Here is a 22100-nt window from a genome sequence, read left to right as displayed (position 1 = left end):
CGGTTGTTTCTGGCCCAAAATCATGTAGACGATTGATAATCAAAGGTTAAACAATGAAAAAAACAGCCCCGGACTATACGCCTGTTGATTTATCTCGTTGGCCAAGGAAGGAGCATTTTGAAGTCTTCCAGTCATTTGCTGAATGCACAATTAACCAAACCGTTCTCATCGACATTACCGCGCTGCGAAAACATATCAAAGCGGTGGGATGGAAGTTTTACCCGACTATCATTTTTCTCCTGTCTAACATCATGAACCGGCATCCTGAGTTCCGTATGGCCATGAAGGACAATGAGCTTGTCATATGGAATGAAATTCATCCCAGCTACACCATTTTCCACCCAGAAACGGAGACGTTTTCGTCATTGTGGAGCCACTATGACGGCAATATTCATCACTTCCAGAACACGTATGCTGAAGATACGGCCCGCTATGGAAATAGCCTTTCATACTGGCCTAAGGAAGAGTCCCGGGAAAATGTCTTTTTCGTCTCGTCTATTCCGTGGGTTACGTTTACGAACTTTACGATGAACATTGCGCATATGAAGAACTTCTTTTCGCCTATGTTCACGTTTGGGAAATACTACGAGCAGGATGGAAAAGTGCTGCTGCCGCTCGCGGTGCAGGTGCATCATTCGGTGTGCGATGGCTTCCATGTGGCAAGGATGTTTAATGAGTTGCAGGAGATGTGTGATGGTTTGTCGGAGCTGTCAGAGGAACCTGGCGCATGATGCGTAAGAAGTGCTGATGGTTTCCATCTGGCAGGAGTGAGTGTGAGAAGCCTACCGGCCTTTCATTATTTTATGCGCTTTCCATGTGAGGCCACACCGTATCCATTAGAGGACCATAGAAATCTGCGTTCCTGCACGTTATGGAGACGGCACACTGCGCCACTATCGATGAGAATGTCTGCCGGGAACGCTGCCCAAAGGGCAGGTTCTTTTCGGGGGCATCGATGCTGACGAGACGAACACACCTGAGGCTGTTGTAAGGTTCTGCGCTTCCCCTGTCAGGCTGGAGGCGTACCCAATAATTTACTGACGGCGCTGGAAACTAACGCTATGGTAAATCACCTGCTTTTAACAAAACGATTGCATGGTCAAGCTGCTTGTAGAGTTTGTGTCTCAAATCGTCTAACTCGTCATTTTCCCGAATGAGAGGTATGCCATTTTTATGAAGAACAATATCGTTAAATGATCCCATCCCGCCGTAGAGTTTTTTCAACGAGTAAATGGATGACTCACAATCAACATCGAGCTCGATGGCTAGTTTTTCGAATGTTTTTGCCCATGAATCCTCATCATTTGAGGAGAGGATTTTGATGATATCAGTTACCGTTTTCTTTATTTCATTTTTCATTTCAAACCACCACTTTCAAGTATCTTAACGCCAGGTATTTTCCACGGGGTAGGTATCACAACTTGCTCAGAGCCACCGGAAAAAAGGTCTGTTTGATAGCCAACTTCTCCAACATATACTTTCGTTCCTGCGGGTATTTGTATCTTGTGATAGCTATCAAGAGGGGATTCACTTCCGTTAGGCCATTTGGGGAGCAGGGCCTTATCTATTCTGGTCTGGAGCACTCCCTGAGGTTGTTCATATCCGAAAAACTGACCTAGTGGTCGCCCCTCTATACCACCTCTGTAGAAACTCGTGTCTGTTGATAGCGTGATCTCTTTATATGTACCACTGGAGAAGGTTTCAGCCAGCTCTTTAGGTAATGGTCCGGGTTTTATCATCGAGTATTCACCCTCGACTTTTCCCAGAACATGAAGATTGCTAAGCTCACTCGCCGTTCCCAGTCTGCCCAGGCCAAGGCCCGCAGCAACAGAAGCACCAGCGATAATCAGCCCTTTATTATCCATAACCTGATCGTAACCCGCCGGTGCATCACCACCGAGCTGCTGCGCGGTCTGACGGAATCCCTCGATATTGCCATTATAGATCCCGCCCGCGGCCAGCAACCGACCGGCAATTTTGCTGTTGATGGTTTTTGCGGCCTGGGCATGTTGCACCGGTGCCGCATGGCGGACCTGATATCTCGGGCGTTTGAGTTGCCGGGACAGGATGTGTCGGAGTCGAGTTTGAAGGAACAAAGGCAGGTCATTGCGAAGGTCACCGGATGTCGTCAGCACGCCCGAAATCGCATTGCCGGTGATGTCTTTTCTCAGCAGAACGAGCTTACCGGATTTGATGTCGTCGAGCGTGTCACGGTATGCCATCCAGGGATGTTGCCAGTGGTATAGTTGATACCGGTTGACAAACCGGGTGTAGCCCTGTGGCAAATTCCACTCCTGAATGATGCGGTTAGGCCTTGCAGTATCTGCGAGGTCTCCTGCCGCCGTATCCGGGTGAATAATGTGAGGAATGTCCTCAAGGTAGATGTCATCCAGTGACATTGCCTGGCTGTGATGAAGCATATTGCCCCTTTTACGCTGCCATTATGTGCCACATTATCGCGCATTCCGGAAATCTGGCAAAGACACGAATATAGCAGGTAATGGCCAGTTGTGTGGCTGTAAGCAACGGGTTCTGCACGCTGAGAAGAAAGCACACTGCTTGCGGAAGATGACAGACATCCCACATTAGCGCCCCATCCGAACGCAAATGATGACGAAGATCTGTTTGTTGTTTAACCACGGACGGCGCAAACCGAACAGGAACATATACACAATCCTATACAGATTCAGCATCGATTTTACTGGAAGGTTACGGAAAATAATGGACTAAAAAGCATTTAAATCAGGGACTTTATGGATGAATACAGACGTTTGAGGAGATAATAGGAACATAACACAACCTATAGAACCATTGATAAGTATAGATATTTTCTTGTTTAATCTTTATAAATGCCCCCTTTTGTGCCCCCATTTTGTTTTTTATGCGTTCACAGACCGTACAAATCTTCTCGGCTCTTGAAGTCTTTCTCACTACAGCGATCGGCTAAGAACAATATTACTTACTTCCCGATACGAACAACTGTTCATTAATCCGCATGCTCTCCTGGCATGAAGGATATCTGTAACGGTCAAATATGGCACTTGTACGGTATCTCGATAGTCATTGCCAGAGGTCTGGCGAATCAGGAAGCATTATAGGACGTCCTGCTTCTCGATGCGCTTCCGCAGACGCACATTACATTTGACCCGCTATCGCAGGTGGTGGCCCTGATAAAGCGTACCGGTGCGAAATTATGGAAAGAGTACGCTCGGCGTTTTACCGGCCTGCGGCGGATGAGACCGTCTTATCGGCTCGGTTTCGCTTCAATAAGGCAGATAATTTCTACGCCACGACACTACATGAGCTGGTTCACTGGGCGGGAGCGGCGCACAACTTAAATCTTATTCACCCTACCCGCTTCGAATCAGAGGAATATGCTTTTGAGGAACTAATTGCCGAGCTGGGCCGTGCATTTTTAATAGCCTACTTAGGCGTACCGGGGGAGGTGCAGCATGAGCGCTATCATGTGCCATGGCTGATTTCCTGTATCCTTTTTGTAATTAATGTAGAGTTCCACCTGAACAACAGACCGGCTGCGCGGTGTATTGATCCCCCTACGCGCTGAAGGAAAACTGATCCTGCAGCACCCAACGTTCAGCTCCATTAACTGCGTATAGACAAAATTTAACGCAAGTGTAATAGGTGGAAAGTATGCGCCTCTCCTGTGTTTGACAATGTAAATATGCTGCCTGGGTAGCTGCGACAGGTCATTTACAAATAAATAATTCACTACATGCCTTTTGGCAACTCTTTTGCCCCAGCAAATACAAGGTCGCGTGATGCTTCTGCGATGCGGATCCCCTCATTGAATTTTGCACTCCGCTCAGCGCGTGCCAGCGAACCGATTTTGAACTGACCAACCCCCAAGCCTACCGCAAGGTGCATTACAGCTGTATCCTCGCTGTCAATAGAGCGCCCTGCCATGATGGCTCCCCAGCCTTTGCTTCGCGCATGACTTAACGCTGAAATCGTCTTTGTTAAGGTGCCAGACTTTGCCGGCTTGATCATGATGGCATTGCACAGTAAAGCTGCATCCTCGGACTGCACCAGTCGCGGATCGGAATCCAACAGATCGTCGCTGATAATTTGTACTTGCTTGCCTGACAGCTGCATCAACTTACGATATCCCGCCCTGTCTTCTACCGCCAGCGGGTCTTCAAGTGACATGATCGGAAATTCTTTGATCAACGAAGTCAATGTTGCAATGTAGTCATCTGAAGTCTGACCGCAACCTTCATTTCCGTTCAGCCAGTAATGGCCTGTCTCGTAAAAACCATCTGCTGCGAAATCGATTGCTATGCCAATATCTTTACCAGCCGTAAGACCCGAATGCGCAACGGCTTCGCTTACCATCTCTAAAGCATGGCGAAAATGGTCGTAGCTTGGCCAAAGTCCCCCTTTTTCACAGAGCCCTGTGGGTTTTCCTGCCTTCACCAGCTGATTTTTAATACGCTGAAATATTTCTGCCCCGATGCAGAGTGCATGCTGATAGTTTTCTGCGCCGGGGGCAATCACCATTACATCCTGTACTGTTGAAGCATAAGATGCATGAGCACCACCGCCGAATATTTCAATTTCTGGCAACGGCATAACGGGTTCAATATATTCTTGTTGAATGTATTTCCATAACGGAATGGCATAGTACCTGGCAGCAAGGTCCGCAACCGCAATAGAAATTGCTGCAGTGTCAGCATGCGAGAGTTTATTATTTTGTGTACTTAAGCTCAAAATAGAGTCAATGATAAGTTGGTTGTCGATACGCTGTCCCAGCAACTGCGGGGTGAGTATTTTGTCAATGTATTGGATTTTACAATCCAGCATTTTATGTAAGTTGGCGCATATGTTTTCGCTATTTAATATTGGGTCAACATAACCACCTGACAGACCCGACTGCGTAATAGCTCTGGCTGAGATCCGTTTATCAATAAAAACCTCAATCTCAAGCGCGGGCAAGCCTGAAGAACTCCAGACCTTACGTGCTATTAATGCAGTGATAGCTGTTTTCACCATGGCTATTGGTCTCGTTGTAACTTGCGGTTAGATAAGTAAGTTCATATGGGAAATGTTTGCCAAAAGAATGCTAAAAGAAAAAGGCTATTAGTCAAAAGATTAATACCTATGAAAATTAGGAGGGTCCCATTAACACCCGAGTTAAAGTGATTATGTTCACATTTAATTTCATAATTAAAAATTATGACCAAAATATATCTTTTAAAAAAATCATAAAAAACAGCAGGCTGCATTAGCCCCCTACTATTTTTGGCATAAGACAATTCTTAAGTTTTTTTTGCATTTTAAAGAAATGTAAATAAAATGCTTTACATGTTAAATATCACCTTGTAGATTCAAATTCGCTCACTGATACAGCTTGTAAATAACAAACGCCAAAATCCAACCGGACAATGTTATGGCTCTAATGGATACCGATATGCCATTTCCCCATGCTGGGGGAATTGTAGAAATTGATTCTGATGAAGTTGATTACGTGCTTGAGTTAATGAATGGCACTGGCATTGAATTGTTTTCCAGACAAAATGTAAGACGACTTCAGGGAGGCGTTTCCTCCGATGTATGGCTTATGGATTGCCTGCAAGGGAATAATCTTAAGCGTTATGTTATTAAACAGCCTTTAGCAACATTACGGGTTCAGAAGAACTGGTCAGCCCCGCTAAAACGAGCATTTTATGAGAATTTATGGCTGGAAATGGCCAGCCGTGTGTCAGCGGAAAGTGTTCCTCACGTTTATTATTTTGATGAAAAAAAACCGCTGTTAGTGACTCAGTACATAGACGTTACTGAAGCTGAAGTCTGGCAAAGGCAGCTGTTCTCTGGGCGGTTCGACTTGCTATTTGTTCAACAATTAGGTGAGCAAATTGCCATTTTTCACGAGATGACGGCAGGTAGCCAGAATTATGCCAGAGAGTTTAATAGTGCTGACATTTTACGTGCGACGCGCATTGAGCCATATATCTTTGCACTGATCGACACATTTCCAGACATGAGTGAACGCCTCGTTGAGATTGGCGAGTCGGTTCTGGCGAATCGTATCTCGGTGATACATGGGGATTTGAGTCCAAAAAATATTCTTAATCGTGATTCGAAACCCGTTTTTTTAGATGCAGAATGTGCCTGTTATGCTGATCCGGCTTTTGATATCGCATTTTGTATTAATCATTTGCTATTAAAATTTTATCGGTTAGGGGATGCCCGTTTTATCTTGATGTCCAGACTGCTTGCTACGTCATATCTGCAAAAAGTGAACTGGGAAGATCGTACGGGACTTGAGAAACGGATAGCGGCACTCATTCCAGTACTGATGCTGGCAAGAGTTGACGGGAAGTCAACGCTGCACTATCTGAATGAGTGCCATAAAAATACAATTAGAAAGAAAGCCCTTAACCTTTTAACTAAGAATCTGTTTTCTCTTGATTTCATTTTTAACGAAGTTGCATTCACACATTAGTTTTCATACAGGAAGGATTAAATATGAGCTTAAAACGTAGTGCTGATAAAGCGCGGACTATTCTCCGTGATAATGGTTTTCCTTTTTCTGATGATGTGACCTTAGAGCCTTCGGGGCGTTCATTTCCGAAGGGGGGGCAATATGGTGTAGAAATACCTGCAGTCAATAATCTGATGATGCTGGAAACAATAGTCTCGGCACTGCGCGAAAGCGAAATCTATTGCACCCGGTTTAATGAAACGCATGGCTCTTTTTTGCGTTCCGACCGTGAAATTAAAGAAATGCTACAACTGTGTCATGAAAATAACTATGGCATGCTCTTCGGTCTGGGACCGCGCCCGGAATATGATGTTAAGTCCTCTTTTTACCGTACCGAGTTCGGAATGGAACAGGGTCGCCAGCTCAATAACAATGATGCCATTTCGCACTCCATTGAAGAAGCGCTGCGCTTGAGTGAGCTGGGCTGCCGTGGCCTCATCGTTTACGATCCGGGTGTGCTGTTTATTCTTAATGAGCTTCGTAAAAAAGAGATCCTGCCTGCAAATATGAAGTTTAAAACGTCCTCACATTGCATGGTAACCAACGCTATTATTGCTCGTCTGATGGCTGATGCGGGGGCTGACAGTATTACTACAGCCCATGATCTTTCTCTCGCTACGATGTACGAAATACGACGTTTCAACCCGGACCTGGTGATTGATATTCCGATTGATGTCTATGCATCAAAAGGTGGGTATCTGCGTTTCTATGAAGTGGGTGAACTGGCTCAGATTGCTGCCCCGATGTATCTGAAAGTCGGCGCAAGCGCTCAATCCCATCCTTATGACAGCGTTGGTGCGCCGGTTGCCAAAGAACGTGTGCGTCGCCTGGGCCTGGTACTGGATCATCTTCAGCAGGTTGCACCTGAACTACAAAAAATTGACCACGCAGATCCTACGGTTTGCTTACCACAGCAGATGTAATGGTTGCATCGTAATGAAAGTATCTCATGCCCGCGAGAGCTCCAGCAGTGCTGGGCTCTACGAAATGATGCAAAGAGGATCGGTGTACGTCGACATATTTGGGCCTGAAAAGCCAGGAGCAGACTACATTGAGAAGGCGGTAAGAGAGCTGGCGTTGGCAATGCCACAGCATAAGGTTAACAGTTACTTTATGGCCAAGCCTGAAACCATTGCCAGGACTGATCTGTGCTTATTTTGCTATACAAAAGAGACAAATGAATGTTGTGGTTTTTTAAGCTGCAACGTCGCTGAGATCGCCGGTAAAACATGTATCATGCTTTACACATTGCTGATATCGGAAAAACAACATGGAACTCGCGTCACTTATTCCATATTGCAAAGTCTCTTTTCGACATTGTCTCAAAAAATAGGCCTGGATTATGAGTATATTATTTTGAAAACCGTTAACCCTCGTTCTTTCAAAATACTTGCTTCTTTTTCAGATATTCAAAATTCTGCTTTCTTTCCGCAGATATTATTGAGCAATGATAACGAACTGGCTGACTTCTCTATACAACTGGCTAACTATCTGCATCCTGGATTTAGATATAATAAAAAAAATGGTGTGATATATAACGCAAGTGGTGAAGTGCCTGATGATTTCTATCAACAAATGCCACAATGCCGTGATGCTGTTGTTAATGAGTTTTTCTCCGCCAACCTGACACTGTCAGACCGGATGATCTGTATATTGCATCTTTCTGATGCTAATGCGAGAGCACAGCTATACAGCCGATTCAAAGTCATATAATGATTTTTGGAGAGCGAGTGAAAATTTTTTTCTTTGGAAATATGGCCTGCTACTTGAGCCGCCAGATGCATTTGTGTGCAGAAAAGCACGTTATGACCTTTTTGGATGAGTCTGCGACAGACGCGGAGATTGCCTCTCATTGTCAGAATACAGATATTTTAGTATCCATGGTATTTGACCAGCGTTTTGTAACCAGCAGTCTTAAAAAGGTTCTTGTTCCGGGAATTGGCGTTGATAAAATTAACTTTTCACAATTACCTGAGAATGTTGAGGTTTTAACTTGTGCAGCACACGAGATGGCCGTATCGGAATATATTCTCAGTTACGTCATCTCATATTTCCGAGAACTGGATAGTATTGGGGAAAGGTTTAAATCCAGCTATGACTGGCGGGATTGTTCACGGCTGGGAGGCATTGCGCGAAAACAACTCAATGAACTCACTGTTGGTGTTATCGGTGGTGGGAGAATTGGTCGCAAGGTGATTGAGGTTTTTTCGTTCTTTGGCTCATCCTGTCGCTGCCTGACGCGCTATCCATACGAAACCTCAGGTTCAGTTTTGTTTTTCCCACGAACTGAACGGGATGACTTTATCCGGGGATGTGATGTCGTAATTGTCGCTTGTGGTGTTGATAAAGATACCCAAAATATTATTGACCAGCACGCCATCACTATGATGGAGCCGGATACATTACTCATTAATATCGCCCGGGCTGAATGTGTAAATTATGAGGCCCTGGCCGCAGCCTGCCACGACAGAAAAATCGGCCGAGCTGTCATCGATGTATGGCAGTTTTATCCTCAAAAAGGAGACCAGGCATTAAGACCATCAGCGGCAGATTTTAGGCAACTCGATAATGTCGACATGACCCCACATATTTCGGCCTGGACCAGAAAGGTCATCGCCGATCGGGCCGCGATCCTTGCGCGTTATATCAACGAGGAGTCGTGCAATAGTGCTGAATACGTATTACAGGAGAACCAGGCGTGAAATCTTTATCCCAACGTTCAGATATCTCACCTTTTGTTGTTATGGACGTTATGCAGGCAGCTGCCGAACGCGAGGCCCACGGCAAGATCGTATGGCACCTCGAGGTGGGGCAACCTGGTACCTCCGCCCCGGCCCCCGTCATTGAGGCATTAAAAATCGCATTACCGCAACAGACGCTGGGTTATACGGTCGCTGCAGGGCTGAGTGCACTGCGTGAAAATATTTCTCAGCATTATGCTGATTTTTACGGGATCTCAGTCCCAGCTGAAAACATTATTGTCACCCCGGGCTCATCGGCTGCGTTTATCCTGGCATTTTTGTCAGGCTTTGACAAAGGGGCTCGGGTTGCTGTACCGGTTCCGGGCTACCCCTGTTATCGCAACATTTTATTAGCACTAGATTTAATCCCGGTTGATATTCACGTCACCACGGAGACTGATTATTTGATTACTGCGCGTCATCTCAGGGACCTGACGGAGCCGGTAGACGGAATCATTGTTTCATCACCGAATAATCCTACCGGTACCATGTATGACGCTGCTGTGCTGGATGAACTGGCGGTGTATTGTGACAGTAACGCTATTACTCTGATTTCAGACGAAATATATCATGGTATTACTTTCGGTACTAAAGCAACCAGCGCACGTCAATATTCCGAGAAAGCGATTGTGGTCAATAGTTTTTCAAAATACTTCTCGATGACAGGCTGGCGCATTGGCTGGATGATTGTACCGGATAACTGGCTGCGAACCGTTGAACGACTGATCCAGAATCTGTTTATCGCTACCTCAACGCTGAGCCAGGTGGGCGCCATTCACGCTTTTAAAGCGTATCAGCAAATGGACGAATATGTATCCGGATATCAACAAAAAAGAGATATCCTGTATGCAGCATTGAAAGAGTGTGGATTACACAACATTACCTACCCTCAGGGGGCTTTTTATATCTACGCTGATGTATCACATTTAACCCATGACAGTGTGGCTTTCTGTAAACAGTTACTTGAGGAAACGGGAGTTGCCATTACCCCGGGTGTTGATTTTGACCCTTATAATGGGCACAAATTCATTCGTTTTTCCTTTGCTGCAGATTTGGCGACGATAACCTCAGCATCTGAGATTCTTATTTCCTGGTTCAGTCGGAGGTAAGTGATGTCCTTAATGTATAATACCGGTGAAGATATTATTGATGAGGTTGGTCATGATAGTTGGGAAGGTCTAACTGTCATGCCGGAGAAAAAAATATTTTATTCTCGAGATGTATACTTCAGGGAAGCCTGGAGTGACGCGCGGAAGATTTTTGGTGAAAATACCGTCTCCTATTTGCAAAATATTGCTGTTCTGGTATTCAAACCCGATGCATTCATGGCCAGGAAATGTCAGGCTGCGCTTGATTATTTGCAGCGCCAAAACTTTACGCCGATTACGTGGCGAGAGTTTCGTTATAATCACTGGACAATGCGGGAAGACTGGCGCTATCAACTGAATCAGTTTTCACTGGACCGAATTTTTCTTAATGAAAAGCTGCTTACCAGTGACGATTGTACTATGGTTGTTTTTCGTGATAATAGCCAGGAGCGTGAGTTGCCGGGTACGGTACGCCTTCAATCCCTGAAGGGAAGTTCTTTACCGGAATTACATAAGCCAGATCAGTTACGAGCGATTTTGAAGAGTCATAATCGTTTATTTAAATTTGTCCATACCACAGATGAGCCCGCTGATATTATCAGGGAATCTGGAATACTGTTTAGTTCAGAGGAACGCCATGATTTTTTTCAGGAGATTGTTGATAATTTTCATGAAAATAAATCGGCACAACTTGCTGATTATTTAGATGGAAAAACATCACGCTTTTCTGAAAATGATTTCAACTGGCCCAAGGCGCTGGAAGAACTACAATCTTCAGTCAGCACTTGCCCGTTTCCGACAGAGGCTAACCTATTGCTTGCTGACATTGAACAGTGGCTTTTGCATGGCATGCCCGCGGGTAAAGCGTTATCCGTGAGGGAACTGGAGAACAAGCTTCACAAGCTTGATATCCACCTCAGCAATGTTGCATTCATGATTATTTGTACCAACTTGATTCATCACAGTTACTCGCTGGAGTTTGCATTAATGCGTGGTGATGGACTTGATGACTGGCTTGCAGGTAAAGGTAAACACGTTCCATTCAACAGTTCAATGCATAACACGACTGAGGGGTTTTATGAGTAATAATCATAGTGAATTCAGACAGCGGGTCGATAAATTTATTGCAGATCGTGTAAATAAATTTCTTACTACTGTGCCTGGCGCATCACACCAGAAAGACGCCAAAAATATTAATCTTGAATATTACAAACGTAATTTAATTGAAATAATTCTGCGTTTGCGGATGAAGCGTACGATTGATGGTTTAACTATTCATTATTTTACAAAAACCGATCCGCGACTTGCCAAACGCTGGTGCGAGTATACGGGTGATGAAATGCTTCATGATTCCATGTTTGCTGCTGATTTGAAGAAAGTTGGCGTGTCACCAGATGAGATTTATTCAACCGAGCCACTTCTATCCACAAAGTTGCTTCAGGGATATTTCTATTACGGTCTTGAACATGAAGGTCGCCCGTTAGCATCACTCTGCAGTTCGTATTTTATTGAATCAGCATCTGAAAAAACGCAACCCGATATTATTGACAATATTGAGCAGGTTATGGGCAAAGAGTATGTCAGAGGTCAGCGCGCACATGTTGATCATGACGATGATGATGATCATGTCGACTTTGTCTGGGATGTGTTGGTCAAAACAGCGAATCTTCCTGAAGATGAAGAGAAGATCCTTTCGCATATTGATAATGTCTACAAGCTTTTCGTTATGTATTACGAAGAGCTCTATCATCTGACCTTTGATCAATCTGATATCGATAATGTGGCCTGATGGAGTGATGTAACATGAGCATGTATACCGAAAGCAGAGCGCAATTTAGTCGTCTTGCGCAGCAACGTGGAGTAGAAGTAACACAGATCCCCGTGACACTGGGGCAGGACGGTAGTGCTCTTCATTTAACGTATACGGTGCTCGGTGATCTTCAGGCGAACACCTGCATTGTTGTTTTTTCTGGTGTGCATGGCGTTGAGGGACTACCTGGTGCACTTATACAGGAAACCCTTCTCAGGGATTTCCCAACGCCAAAACATATAGCGATTTGCCTGGTGCATGCCGTCAATCCCTGGGGTATGCATGAGCTTCGGCGAGTGAATGAAACAAATATCGATCTCAATAGAAATTTTATTGGTGGGTCTGTCCCCCAGCGCAACAGGGATTATGATCGCGCGCGTGAAATAATTTGTCCTGCTGGCTCTGAGCTACCCGACCAGTCGCAGCTTCGATCAAAGTTGCTTGAATGGATTACGCACGACGGGCTTCAACGTGTACAGTCGGTGATCACCAGCGGGCAGTATCATCACCCTGAAGGACTCTTTTATGGCGGGGATAAGATCACGCCGAGCCAGATAGCTGTACGCGAAGTATGCCTGACCTTATCCCGCCAGTTCCGCCATTTTCTGGTGCTCGATATTCATACGGGGCTGGGTGAAAAGGGACAACTAAGTATCATCCGTGAAGGTGGACGTGGTATCGGCAAAGAGCCGGTTCTCGCTCAGGCCATTAATCACGCCAGTCATAATGCGGTTTCCTCTCTACTCCAGGGCACGCTGACCGGCTATGTCGATAGCCTTTTTCCAGGCGGTCGGGCAGAAGGTTATGTTCTGGAGCTAGGTACCAGTCCAGCGCTGGAAGTCATGATTGCGATGCAGCGAGAGAACTGGTTATGGCAACGGCAGATCAGTTCCGGACCACAATACGACAAGGTACGAGAGGAATTTCGCGAGGTATTTTTCCCCTCGGATCCTCAATGGCTGGCACAGGCCAGAGAGGCTATTTACGAGACGGTAGAGGGTGCCATCAAAGTTCTGAATGCTTCTTGCCCGGTGCAGGAGGTATCTTCATGACCCGGCTACTCTTGCAATTTACCTACTCCAAAATTATCGCTGTCGGCCTCTCGGTGCTGATTCCCATTTTTCTGGCTCAGCAGATTGCCGATGCTGATGTCTTCGCCACTTACCGTGCGATGGAATACGTTCCATATATTGTGGTTGGTATTATTGTTGGGGCTTCAATTGATTCCTGGGGGGCGGGGATCATTATGCGCTGGAGTCTTTATCTCCATATACTCCCGCTGGGGTTGATGGTCCTGGTCTATAACAACTGGTTACCTATCCAGGCGCTTTATGTCGCGCTATTTATTATGTCGGCTGTTGCCTACAGCGTCTCTGCAGGGACTAGCCGAACTGCTTATGATGTGCTGCCAAAAGAAAAATGGGGCGATTTTAATACGAGAACATCACTGTTTGAACAGATTGTTACCGTCGTTATTCCCCTTGCAATGGGATGGGCGCTAACCTGGTCTTTGCAGTGGACGCTGTTTCTGCTAATTGGTTTCTCTTTTGGGGTGTCGCTGATTACCCCTCGTTATGAAAAAAGGGAAGGCGTGCACCAGCCCTGGTATTCGCTGTTTTTCTTACGTGTTAAGGAGGGAATTAAGGCATTCAGAGCGAACCGTGCTTTGATGCATCTCTCATTTATTATTTTGCTCGTGAATGCTGTCGAAACTGTACCAGCGACATTGATGGTTTTCTACGCTACCCATGAGTTAAAGCTGAGCGCTCTTGATACTGGGAGTATCATTACAGCAGCAGGGGTGGGGGGCATTGTCGGGGCATGGCTGTTAGGTTTTATCAGTAAAAGGCCCTCAATGCTGCTGGGGCTTCTGGTGGCGTCAATGCTCATCAACGCACTGCTCTATTTCCTTGTTTATGAACTAAACAGCTACCCAGTACTGGTGATTTCAATGTTTATCGAATCACTATCGATAGTGATTTCAGCGGTCTCATTTCGAACATTACGCCAGCTCTGTTCTGATCCTGCCAGCTATGGGACCACGCTAGGTATCTCAGGGGCTCTTGTGAAAAGTGGGATCCCTGTCGCGACCTTGATTGGTGGGTATATAGCCTGGCGGATGGGGGTACGGCAGGTCTATCTACTCACAGCAGTCGTTGAGTTAGTGTTAACTGTTCCCGTTACCATATGGGCACTGAAATCACACAGGAAATCTGTCTATGAAATTTAATAAAGAATTGTTGAGCTTCTACGATTATTTCAGTCAGTATCTTATTTCTGGTCGCGATGCTGTATTACCGTCTATCGATGAAGAACACTGGGAAGAACTGTATCGAAATAAATTACTTTATGCCTGGCTTGAATTTTGGTGCAAAGAAAATACACTTTCTTCATGGGCGCAAAAAAGACTGGATATCTATCGAAAAAAAACCTTGCTGCATGAGAAATTACTTGCAAGACTAACGCAGAAATGTAAGTCTGATTCTCTGATAACCCTTAAGGGGGAAAGTTTTAAGCATTTTTATCCTCAAGGTTTTCAGCGTGAATCTCGTGATGTTGATATCTTATATAAAAATGAAAAAGACTTTATCGAGGCACATGATTATCTTTTGTCTCTTGGCTTCAAAGAAATGTTTGTCTGGGTGCGGAAAACGAATAACAGCATTGCAAGTTCTGCCAAGTTTCGACTGAGGAATAATGCTGGCGAACGTGCTCTTGATGATGTGTATGTTGAGATTCATTTTAATGCATTTCCTGTGTCAAATTTTTCAAATTTATATTTTAATCAATTATGCGCCTTGACAGAAGCAATGAGATTGGTTGTATTATTGATTGCTGAATTTACTTTCCGTGATGGTGTGACAAAAAAATTCACATTGCGTGACATGATGGATGTAAAGCTGACGTTTAATCTGATAAAAAAAGAGGAATGGGATTCTTTAAGCAACTTATTAAAACAGGCTAAACTTGAAGCGCCGTTATTATTGCTGGCTGATTTTTGGCAGAAGGAAATTCATGAGCCAATGCCTCCTCTTCTGGCATGGCTGTATGAGCAATACCACGCGGTACGCTGGGATGGACATTATTCTATTATTGAACATCAGTCATGGCCTTATCAGCAACAGTCTGGGATGGCTCGTCAGGATTTCGATGAACTGGTACAGCTTCACGGCTTGCTTTACGATTCACCGAGGCAGACGACAAGAAAATATTCTACCGAAGAAATGACGTGGTGGATGGAAAAAGGAATGCCTGTTGTTGCTAAATATGAGCCAGCGAATGCAGGTTTCACGGTTCTGGAACGTTATAAGATTTGTGACCGCTTTATTTATTAGTTTTGGGTATTTAACCCGAAAATCGGCGTATGAAAACAGGCCCTCTTCGAGGATTATTAACCTTCAACAAGGAGACTAACATGAAAGTTACTCGTCGTGTTATTCCAGTAATGAACGCTCGTCTGTAATAGATCAAACCAGGCACTCTGTTTCGATAGAGTGCCTTTACTTTTTGAGGGTTTCTTTATGATTTATCAAAATAATCCATGCCTCGCAAAAGATATCACCTATCGACTCGATCGCCAGCAAGTTATTTTTATTACTCCCAGCGAGAGTTTTACCATTGATTTTGAGAATGAAATAATGGCCCAGGCCGCCGGAGATATTCTTAAACATTTAACGGATGCAGATATTAATGTTCCAGCGCTGAATGAAAGGCTGGGTTCGGCAATGCAGCCATATACGGTTAATGATTTTCTCACTATGCTCGATGAGCAACATCTACTTTCTGACGCCCAATCTGTAAATGACGTTATTTCAGGCAAGGCGTTTATCTGTGAGATTGAGAATTATTATTACAATATTGTTTTACCTGCTTTTGAACAGGATGAATTCAGCCGCAAAGTATTTACCAAAACTATAGACGACGCGGCGTTAAAGCGCTGGTCCGTTGAATATTACCATGTCACTCGGGCTGCAGAACGGGTACTAACCGCATCTTTGCGCGACTATGGTAATGACGACCTGACTATGGCGATCCGTGACTTCTTCTTTGATGAAGTCGGTCATGAAAAATTACTGCGCCGGTCGTTACTGGGTTTTGGGATGAGCGACGAGGAAATTGAATCTACCAGTCCTCATCTCTGCACTGAGGCTACAATGGCCATGTTACTCAAAGCGGCTCATTTTCATTTGCCGACCTTCGTCACGCTGGTGGCACTGATGGAAGGGACCAGTGAAGAAAGTCAGGCCTATATTGACGTACTGGAGAACTCCGGTCTCGCTCCAGAAGCAATACGTAGCCAGATAGTCCATGAGAAGATTAATATTGAAGGTGAGCATGGTAATGAAGGGCGTGAAATTTTCTCGCATATTAATGCTCTTAGCGTAAATGATTTAGTTATTGCCAAGAAAGCTGTCCGTGAATTTTATGCTATACGCCGGGCTATTACACCCTGGCTCTTAGGCGGCATTAGCTTTGCCGGCGTGGATAAGGTGCTTTTCCTGCAAACACTGAGTGAAATGCTTCCTCAGTTGAAAATGAGCACATTACCGATTGCAATCCCCAGGGCCACGCTGTCACAAAGTGATAAGCTGGTGAAGACGCTGTGCACGCTTAAGCAACTTCCAGTGTTTGAATTTGATATCAATAAAGACGAAGAGTTGTTAATGCTAATGCTGGAGAATGTTCTCTGGAAAACCGCCTGTACAGATCTTGCTCGTTATACGAATACGCTTGAATGGCTTGAACAGCTCGTTCAGGGTACCGTTTCGGACTACCGTGAAGAGGATATAATTGGGTCAATCTGGAATGCATGGCATGCCTTGCCATCATTGCCTCTTGTGGATGCAGGCCAGCTACTGGAGCAATTGTAATTTCTAATGAAAGTGATTTTAGTGCGGCATGCAGAAACAGAATGGAATCAGCACGGTGTTATCCAGGGACACAAGGATAGCCCGTTGACTGCCCGCGGCACGCTGGAAACATCGGCATTACTGACGGCTTTAACGGATGCTGCTTATCCGGTGGAATGTGTCTTTACTTCACCTCTTGGACGTGCGTGGAAAATGGGTCAGGCACTGGCGGGCCATTTTCAGTGCCCGCTGGTGATCGAAGAGGCCCTAAAAGAACAGTCATTTGGTCAATATGAAGGCATGACGAAGGCACAATTAGAGCAGGAATATCCGAGTCAGTTTCTCGCGTTATTTTCACAGAATGCCGCGTTTTGTCCTCCTGGCGGCGAGTCGCTTGCCCACGCTTCTCAGCGTATTATCCATTTTTTGCACAAGAAGATGGCAACCACAACGCATCAGACGTTCTGTGTTGTCACTCACGGACATGTCATGCAGGGTATGCTTGCGTTGCTTAAAGAGGGAAACATCGATCATTTCAACCGCTACGCACAACCGAACGCGAGTTATACCGTGCTGGAGGCGGGCGGAGGGGAGGATATGACCCTCCGTTGGGGGATCGCTTCCCACTTGCTTAAGCTGTCCAGTGCTGAGTGAACAAATGGGGAAAGACAAGCGCGGTGCGCCAGTATCTGAGAGACGGTTAAGCGTCACCGAATCCTGCTCTCTGGCTGCTTGTAATAGATAAGCGTGTACGACACCAATATCAGCAACGCGCGTTGCCCGGTTTCCTGCCCATTCCGAAGCACAACGCGGCAGGCTCCGCCAGAACATCACCCAGGGTATGGCTTATTGAGTGCCTGCAGTGTGCTGACGCGGGCAGTGCCCGCTTGCGCCAGCTATCCGTATAGACTCCCTCGCCGATCATGGCCTCAAATATCGCCGGAATCACCCGGTCCTCATTCAGGATGATCGTCACGATGTCGTGATTGCGCGTGGCGGCAAGTTGATATCAGGAGATAAGATGCGGCCAGAAAGCGCAGTATACGGGCTTTTAGTTGATTTCGGTATATTTGGGAAGAGTTTGAAATGGTGCCGATAATAGGAGTCGAACCTACGACCTTCGCATTACGAATGCGCTGCTCTACCAACTGAGCTATATCGGCCCTGAGAGGCCGGTTACGAGTGTAACCACGGGGCAAAAGGTTAGATCTAACCGGGTGATGCGTCAATGCCCTTTTGAATCAAACGGCTATTTTTGCATCACCCGTGATTATTTACGCACGAATCGTATCGTCGCCGAAGCCGATCCACTTGTACGTGGTCAGCGCTTCCAGCCCCATCGGACCGCGCGCGTGCAGTTTCTGCGTGCTGACCGCCACCTCAGCGCCGAGGCCGAACTGGCCGCCGTCGGTGAAGCGGGTGGAGGCATTCACATAAACCGCAGAGGAATCCACTTCGTTCACGAAGCGATCCGCATTGCGCAGCGTACGCGTCAGGATGGCGTCAGAATGCTGCGTGCCATGCTCACGGATGTGCGCAATCGCGTCGTCAAGATCGCTCACGATTTTCACGTTCAGATCCAGTGAGAGGAACTCGTCGTCGTACTGCTCCGCGTTGACGGGAACGACGTTAGCCGGGCCATCCTGCAGCAGCGCGAGCGCACTGGCGTCAGCATGCAGCGTCACGCCGCTCTCTGCCATCTGTTTGCTCAGGGCTGGCAGGAAGGTGTTCGCTATGTCCTGATGCACCAGCAGCGTTTCAACGGTGTTACAGGTGCTAGGACGCTGGGTCTTCGCGTTAACGATAATCTTCAGCGCAGGAGCAATCTCAGCGCTGTCGTCTACCACGATATGACACACGCCAATACCGCCGGTGATCACCGGAATCGTCGACTGCTCGCGGCACAGCTTGTGCAGGCCCGCGCCACCGCGTGGGATCAGCATGTCGATGTATTTGTCCATGCGCAGCATTTCGTTGACCAGCGCGCGGTCCGGGCTCTCAATTGCCTGCACGGCACCCGCCGGTAAGTCGCACTCTTCCAGCGCCTGCTGAATGACTTTCACCGTCGCGGCGTTGGTGCGCCAGGTCTCTTTCCCACCGCGCAGAATAGCGGCGTTACCGGTTTTCAGGCACAGGGAGGCAACATCCACCGTCACGTTTGGACGTGCTTCATAAATAACGCCGATAACGCCGAGCGGCACGCGGCGGCGCTCCAGGCGTAAACCGCTGTCCAGCAGCCCACCGTCAATCACCTGCCCTACCGGGTCGGCCAGATTGCAGACCTGACGAACATCGTCGGCGATGCCTTTCAGACGGGCCGGGGTCAACGCCAGACGGTCGAGCATCGCTTCGCTCAGACCGTTGCGGCGCGCTTCCAGTAAATCCTGCTCGTTGGCGAGCAAAATTTCCTGGGACTGTGATTCCAGATAATCAGCGATTTTTTCCAGCACGCGGTTTTTCTCGCGGCTGGAAAGGAGCGCCAGTTTATAAGAGGCGGCCTTCGCGGCGGCGCCCATTTGTTCCAGCATGTTCTGGCTCCTTAACGAATAATCATGTCATCGCGATGCACGGCAACCGGGCCATATTCATAGCCCAGAATGGCGTCGATCTGCTGCGAATGGTGACCCGCGATGCGGCGCAGGGCATCGCTGTTATAGCGGCTTACGCCGTGGGCGATGTCGCGGCCTTCGAGGTTACGGATACGGATCACTTCACCACGGGAGAAGTTGCCTGTCACGCTTTTAATTCCTTTAGGAAGTAATGAACTTCCTCGTTCCAGAATCGCGGCGGTCGCCCCTTCATCAACGACGAGTTCGCCCGCAGGCGGCGCGCCAAAGATCCAGCGCTTACGGTTTTCCAGCGGGGATTCCTGAGCGTGGAAGCGGGTGCCAACGGAGATGCCTTCCATCACGTCGCCAATCACGCCAGGGCGGCTGCCCGCGGCAATGATGGTGTCGATACCGGCGCGGCACGCCACGTCGGCGGCCTGCAGCTTGGTCCCCATCCCGCCCGTTCCGAGGCCAGACACGCTATCACCGGCAATGGCGCGCAGCGCATCGTCGATACCATGAACGTCGGTAATCAGCTCAGCTTCCGGGTTAGCGCGCGGATCGGCGGTGAACAACCCCTGCTGATCGGTCAGAAGCAGTAATTTATCGGCGCCGGCCAGAATGGCGGCCAGCGCAGAGAGGTTATCGTTATCACCCACTTTGATTTCAGCGGTAGCAACGGCATCGTTCTCGTTAATGACCGGAACGATATTGTTGTCCAGCAGCGCGCGCAGGGTATCGCGGGCGTTCAGGAAGCGCTCTCGGTCTTCCATATCCGCACGCGTCAGCAGCATCTGCCCGACGTGGATGCCATAGATAGAGAACAGCTGTTCCCAGAGTTGAATGAGTCGGCTTTGTCCCACGGCGGCCAGCAGCTGTTTGGAGGCGATCGTCGCGGGGAGTTCGGGGTAACCCAGGTGTTCACGCCCGGCGGCAATCGCCCCGGAGGTCACAATCACAATACGATGCCCTGCGGCATGTAACTGAGCGCACTGACGTACAAGCTCAACAATGTGGGCGCGATTTAGGCGGCGCGATCCGCCTGTTAAAACACTGGTACCGAGTTTTACCACCAGCGTCTGGCTGTCACTCATGATTCTCTGCCGTTCAACGATAAGGGAAAGTAATGTCGAACGAACGTTTTAGCAGGAGTCAGCCCCGTTGCCAACTGCCTTAGCACATCGCGAAACACTTTGTTGCGCGGGATCAGGAAGCGTAGCGGGAGAATTTGACACTTTTATTACCGAAATAATAAATCACAGTTTTTTAAAATTATTCTTAGTTTGTCATAAAAGTTTCATTCCAGAACGATAAAACCCTTCCTGTTTTTTCACGGGACTTAAGCATGAGCTTATCGTCCAGCGAATTTTTTAGCGCGTTTATAAGACAGGATCGAAAATGAAAAAGAGCACTCTGGCATTAATGGTTATGGGCGTAGTGGCTTCTGCATCCGTTCACGCAGCTGAAGTTTATAATAAAGATGGTAATAAGCTTGACGTGTACGGCAAAGTGAAAGCCATGCACTACATCAGCGATGATGCCACCAAAGATGGCGATCAGACTTACGTTCGTTTCGGTTTTAAAGGCGAAACCCAGATTAACGATCAGCTGACGGGCTATGGCCGTTGGGAATCTGAATTTGCGGGTAACAAAGCCGAGAGCGACTCCTCTCAGAAAACCCGTCTGGCGTTCGCGGGCCTGAAGCTGAAAAACTTTGGTTCTCTGGATTACGGTCGTAACCTGGGTGCCCTGTATGACGTTGAAGCATGGACCGACATGTTCCCTGAGTTCGGCGGCGACTCTTCCGCGCAGACCGATAACTTCATGACCAAGCGTGCGACCGGTCTTGCTACCTACCGTAACACCGACTTCTTCGGCGCGGTTGACGGCCTGGACATGACCTTGCAGTACCAGGGCAAAAACGAAAACCGTGACGCCAAGAAACAGAACGGTGACGGTTTTGGTACCTCTCTGAGCTATGACTTTGGCGGCAGCGATTTCGCCGTCAGCGGTGCTTACACGAACTCTGACCGCACCAATGCGCAGAACCTGCTGGCGCGTGGCCAGGGGCAGAAAGCCGAAGCCTGGGCTACCGGTCTGAAATATGACGCGAACGATATTTATCTGGCAGCGATGTATTCAGAAACCCGTAATATGACGCCAATTTCTGGCGGATTTGCTAATAAAGCACAGAACTTTGAAGTCGTCGCACAATATCAGTTCGATTTCGGTCTGCGTCCTTCCCTGGGTTATGTCCAGTCTAAAGGCAAAGATATCGAAGGTATTGGTGACGAAGATCTGGTGAAATATATTGACGTTGGCGCGACCTATTACTTCAACAAAAATATGTCCGCGTTTGTTGATTATAAAATCAACCAGATTGACGACAAAAATAAACTGGGCGTGAGCAGCGATGATATCGTTGCCCTGGGTATGACCTACCAGTTCTAATGATGCGAAATAAAAAACCGGCCTGGTGCCGGTTTTTTTTATTTCGGGGATTAATGCGGGCTGGTGCCCTCACCCCGGCCCTCTCCCACGGGGAGAGGGAGAAAACCAT

Annotated in this window: 20 protein-coding genes, 1 tRNA gene and 2 pseudogenes; 15 read left to right on the top strand and 8 right to left on the bottom strand. The window is 47.2% G+C overall.

Annotated features, from left to right (window positions below; genetic code table 11):
- The first annotated feature begins 53 nt into the window (after window positions 1–53).
- The gene (catA, locus tag ACMGGU_RS02650; protein ID WP_069720205.1) at window positions 54–731 is read left to right on the top strand and encodes a type A chloramphenicol O-acetyltransferase; all 678 of its coding nucleotides are present in this window, start codon (window positions 54–56) and stop codon (window positions 729–731) included.
- Window positions 732–801: 70 nt separating this feature from the next.
- Here the strand turns inward: catA and ACMGGU_RS02645 are convergent.
- The 4 genes and pseudogenes from ACMGGU_RS02645 to ACMGGU_RS02630 form a co-directional block, all read right to left on the bottom strand.
- Window positions 802–960: pseudogene (locus ACMGGU_RS02645) on the bottom strand (hypothetical protein); the annotation flags it as partial.
- Window positions 961–1059: 99 nt separating this feature from the next.
- Window positions 1060–1359: a DUF6966 domain-containing protein gene (locus ACMGGU_RS02640; RefSeq protein WP_025912594.1), complete on the bottom strand. Its 300-nt coding sequence runs from the start codon at window positions 1357–1359 to the stop codon at window positions 1060–1062.
- A complete protein-coding gene (locus ACMGGU_RS02635; protein WP_395299830.1) occupies window positions 1356–2420 on the bottom strand; it encodes a hypothetical protein in 1065 nt (354 codons plus the stop codon). The genes ACMGGU_RS02640 and ACMGGU_RS02635 overlap by 4 nt, the downstream gene beginning before the upstream one ends.
- Window positions 2421–2930: 510 nt before the next feature.
- Window positions 2931–3047, bottom strand: a pseudogene (locus tag ACMGGU_RS02630) (toxin); the annotation flags it as partial.
- 146 nt (window positions 3048–3193) lie between these two features.
- Here ACMGGU_RS02630 and ACMGGU_RS02625 point away from each other — a divergent pair.
- Window positions 3194–3565 (top strand): zincin-like metallopeptidase domain-containing protein, encoded by a 372-nt coding sequence (locus ACMGGU_RS02625; RefSeq protein WP_395299829.1) that lies wholly within the window; start codon window positions 3194–3196, stop codon window positions 3563–3565.
- Between the two features lie 164 nt (window positions 3566–3729).
- Here ACMGGU_RS02625 and ACMGGU_RS02620 read toward each other — a convergent pair whose 3' ends face one another.
- Entirely contained in the window at window positions 3730–5010 is a 1281-nt protein-coding gene (locus tag ACMGGU_RS02620) for a hypothetical protein (protein WP_196352010.1), read from the bottom strand.
- A 397-nt stretch (window positions 5011–5407) separates the two neighbouring features.
- Here ACMGGU_RS02620 and ACMGGU_RS02615 point away from each other — a divergent pair, with 397 nt between their 5' ends.
- The 12 genes from ACMGGU_RS02615 (at window position 5408) to ACMGGU_RS02560 (ending at window position 17645) form a co-directional block, all read left to right on the top strand.
- Window positions 5408–6463, top strand: a complete 1056-nt coding sequence (locus tag ACMGGU_RS02615) for a phosphotransferase family protein (RefSeq protein WP_395299828.1) — start codon at window positions 5408–5410, stop codon at window positions 6461–6463.
- 23 nt (window positions 6464–6486) lie between these two features.
- Entirely contained in the window at window positions 6487–7425 is a 939-nt protein-coding gene (locus ACMGGU_RS02610; protein WP_196760027.1) for a U32 family peptidase, read from the top strand.
- Window positions 7426–7438: 13 nt separating this feature from the next.
- Window positions 7439–8215 carry a hypothetical protein gene (locus ACMGGU_RS02605; RefSeq protein WP_029739717.1) on the top strand — a complete coding sequence of 259 codons (777 nt, stop codon included), beginning with the start codon at window positions 7439–7441 and terminating at the stop codon, window positions 8213–8215.
- Between the two features lie 17 nt (window positions 8216–8232).
- Window positions 8233–9204, top strand: a complete 972-nt coding sequence (locus ACMGGU_RS02600) for an NAD(P)-dependent oxidoreductase (RefSeq protein ID WP_162791099.1) — start codon at window positions 8233–8235, stop codon at window positions 9202–9204.
- Window positions 9201–10352, top strand: a complete 1152-nt coding sequence (locus tag ACMGGU_RS02595) for a pyridoxal phosphate-dependent aminotransferase (RefSeq protein ID WP_420300223.1) — start codon at window positions 9201–9203, stop codon at window positions 10350–10352. The genes ACMGGU_RS02600 and ACMGGU_RS02595 overlap by 4 nt, the downstream gene beginning before the upstream one ends.
- Window positions 10353–10364: 12 nt before the next feature.
- Window positions 10365–11417, top strand: a complete 1053-nt coding sequence (locus ACMGGU_RS02590) for a hypothetical protein (protein ID WP_262796838.1) — start codon at window positions 10365–10367, stop codon at window positions 11415–11417.
- Window positions 11410–12120 (top strand): iron-containing redox enzyme family protein, encoded by a 711-nt coding sequence (locus tag ACMGGU_RS02585; protein ID WP_196352007.1) that lies wholly within the window; start codon window positions 11410–11412, stop codon window positions 12118–12120. The genes ACMGGU_RS02590 and ACMGGU_RS02585 overlap by 8 nt, the downstream gene beginning before the upstream one ends.
- A 14-nt stretch (window positions 12121–12134) precedes the next feature.
- A complete protein-coding gene (locus ACMGGU_RS02580) occupies window positions 12135–13193 on the top strand; it encodes a M14 family metallopeptidase (RefSeq protein ID WP_196352006.1) in 1059 nt (352 codons plus the stop codon).
- Complete coding sequence (locus ACMGGU_RS02575; protein WP_196364966.1) at window positions 13190–14371, top strand: MFS transporter; 1182 nt, start codon at window positions 13190–13192, stop codon at window positions 14369–14371. The genes ACMGGU_RS02580 and ACMGGU_RS02575 overlap by 4 nt, the downstream gene beginning before the upstream one ends.
- Complete coding sequence (locus tag ACMGGU_RS02570) at window positions 14361–15476, top strand: nucleotidyltransferase family protein (RefSeq protein WP_196364967.1); 1116 nt, start codon at window positions 14361–14363, stop codon at window positions 15474–15476. Before ACMGGU_RS02575 ends, ACMGGU_RS02570 begins: the two co-directional genes overlap by 11 nt.
- 186 nt (window positions 15477–15662) lie before the next feature.
- A complete protein-coding gene (locus tag ACMGGU_RS02565) occupies window positions 15663–17012 on the top strand; it encodes an iron-containing redox enzyme family protein (protein ID WP_262796836.1) in 1350 nt (449 codons plus the stop codon).
- Between the two features lie 6 nt (window positions 17013–17018).
- On the top strand, window positions 17019–17645 hold the full coding sequence (locus ACMGGU_RS02560) for a histidine phosphatase family protein (RefSeq protein ID WP_063439704.1): 627 nt from the start codon (window positions 17019–17021) through the stop codon (window positions 17643–17645).
- Between the two features lie 433 nt (window positions 17646–18078).
- On the opposite strand, the gene ACMGGU_RS02555 is transcribed toward ACMGGU_RS02560, so the two are convergent.
- The 3 genes from ACMGGU_RS02555 to proB all read right to left on the bottom strand — a co-directional run bounded on the left by ACMGGU_RS02555 (window position 18079) and on the right by proB (window position 20634).
- Window positions 18079–18154: transfer RNA gene (locus ACMGGU_RS02555), tRNA-Thr, on the bottom strand.
- Window positions 18155–18265: 111 nt separating this feature from the next.
- The gene (gene proA, locus ACMGGU_RS02550) at window positions 18266–19519 is read right to left on the bottom strand and encodes a glutamate-5-semialdehyde dehydrogenase (protein ID WP_420300222.1); all 1254 of its coding nucleotides are present in this window, start codon (window positions 19517–19519) and stop codon (window positions 18266–18268) included.
- Window positions 19520–19530: 11 nt separating this feature from the next.
- A complete protein-coding gene (proB, locus tag ACMGGU_RS02545; protein ID WP_021242883.1) occupies window positions 19531–20634 on the bottom strand; it encodes a glutamate 5-kinase in 1104 nt (367 codons plus the stop codon).
- 304 nt (window positions 20635–20938) lie between these two features.
- Here proB and phoE point away from each other — a divergent pair, with 304 nt between their 5' ends.
- Window positions 20939–21991, top strand: a complete 1053-nt coding sequence (gene phoE, locus ACMGGU_RS02540) for a phosphoporin PhoE (protein WP_045909841.1) — start codon at window positions 20939–20941, stop codon at window positions 21989–21991.
- Window positions 21992–22100: the final 109 nt, after the last annotated feature.

Origin of the sequence: Enterobacter sp. BNK-8, from assembly GCF_048685095.1 — a bacterium.
Lineage (GTDB): Bacteria > Pseudomonadota > Gammaproteobacteria > Enterobacterales > Enterobacteriaceae > Enterobacter > Enterobacter quasiroggenkampii.
Note: the sequence above shows the minus strand (reverse complement) of the source record. Positions and strands in the feature narration are given on the sequence as shown.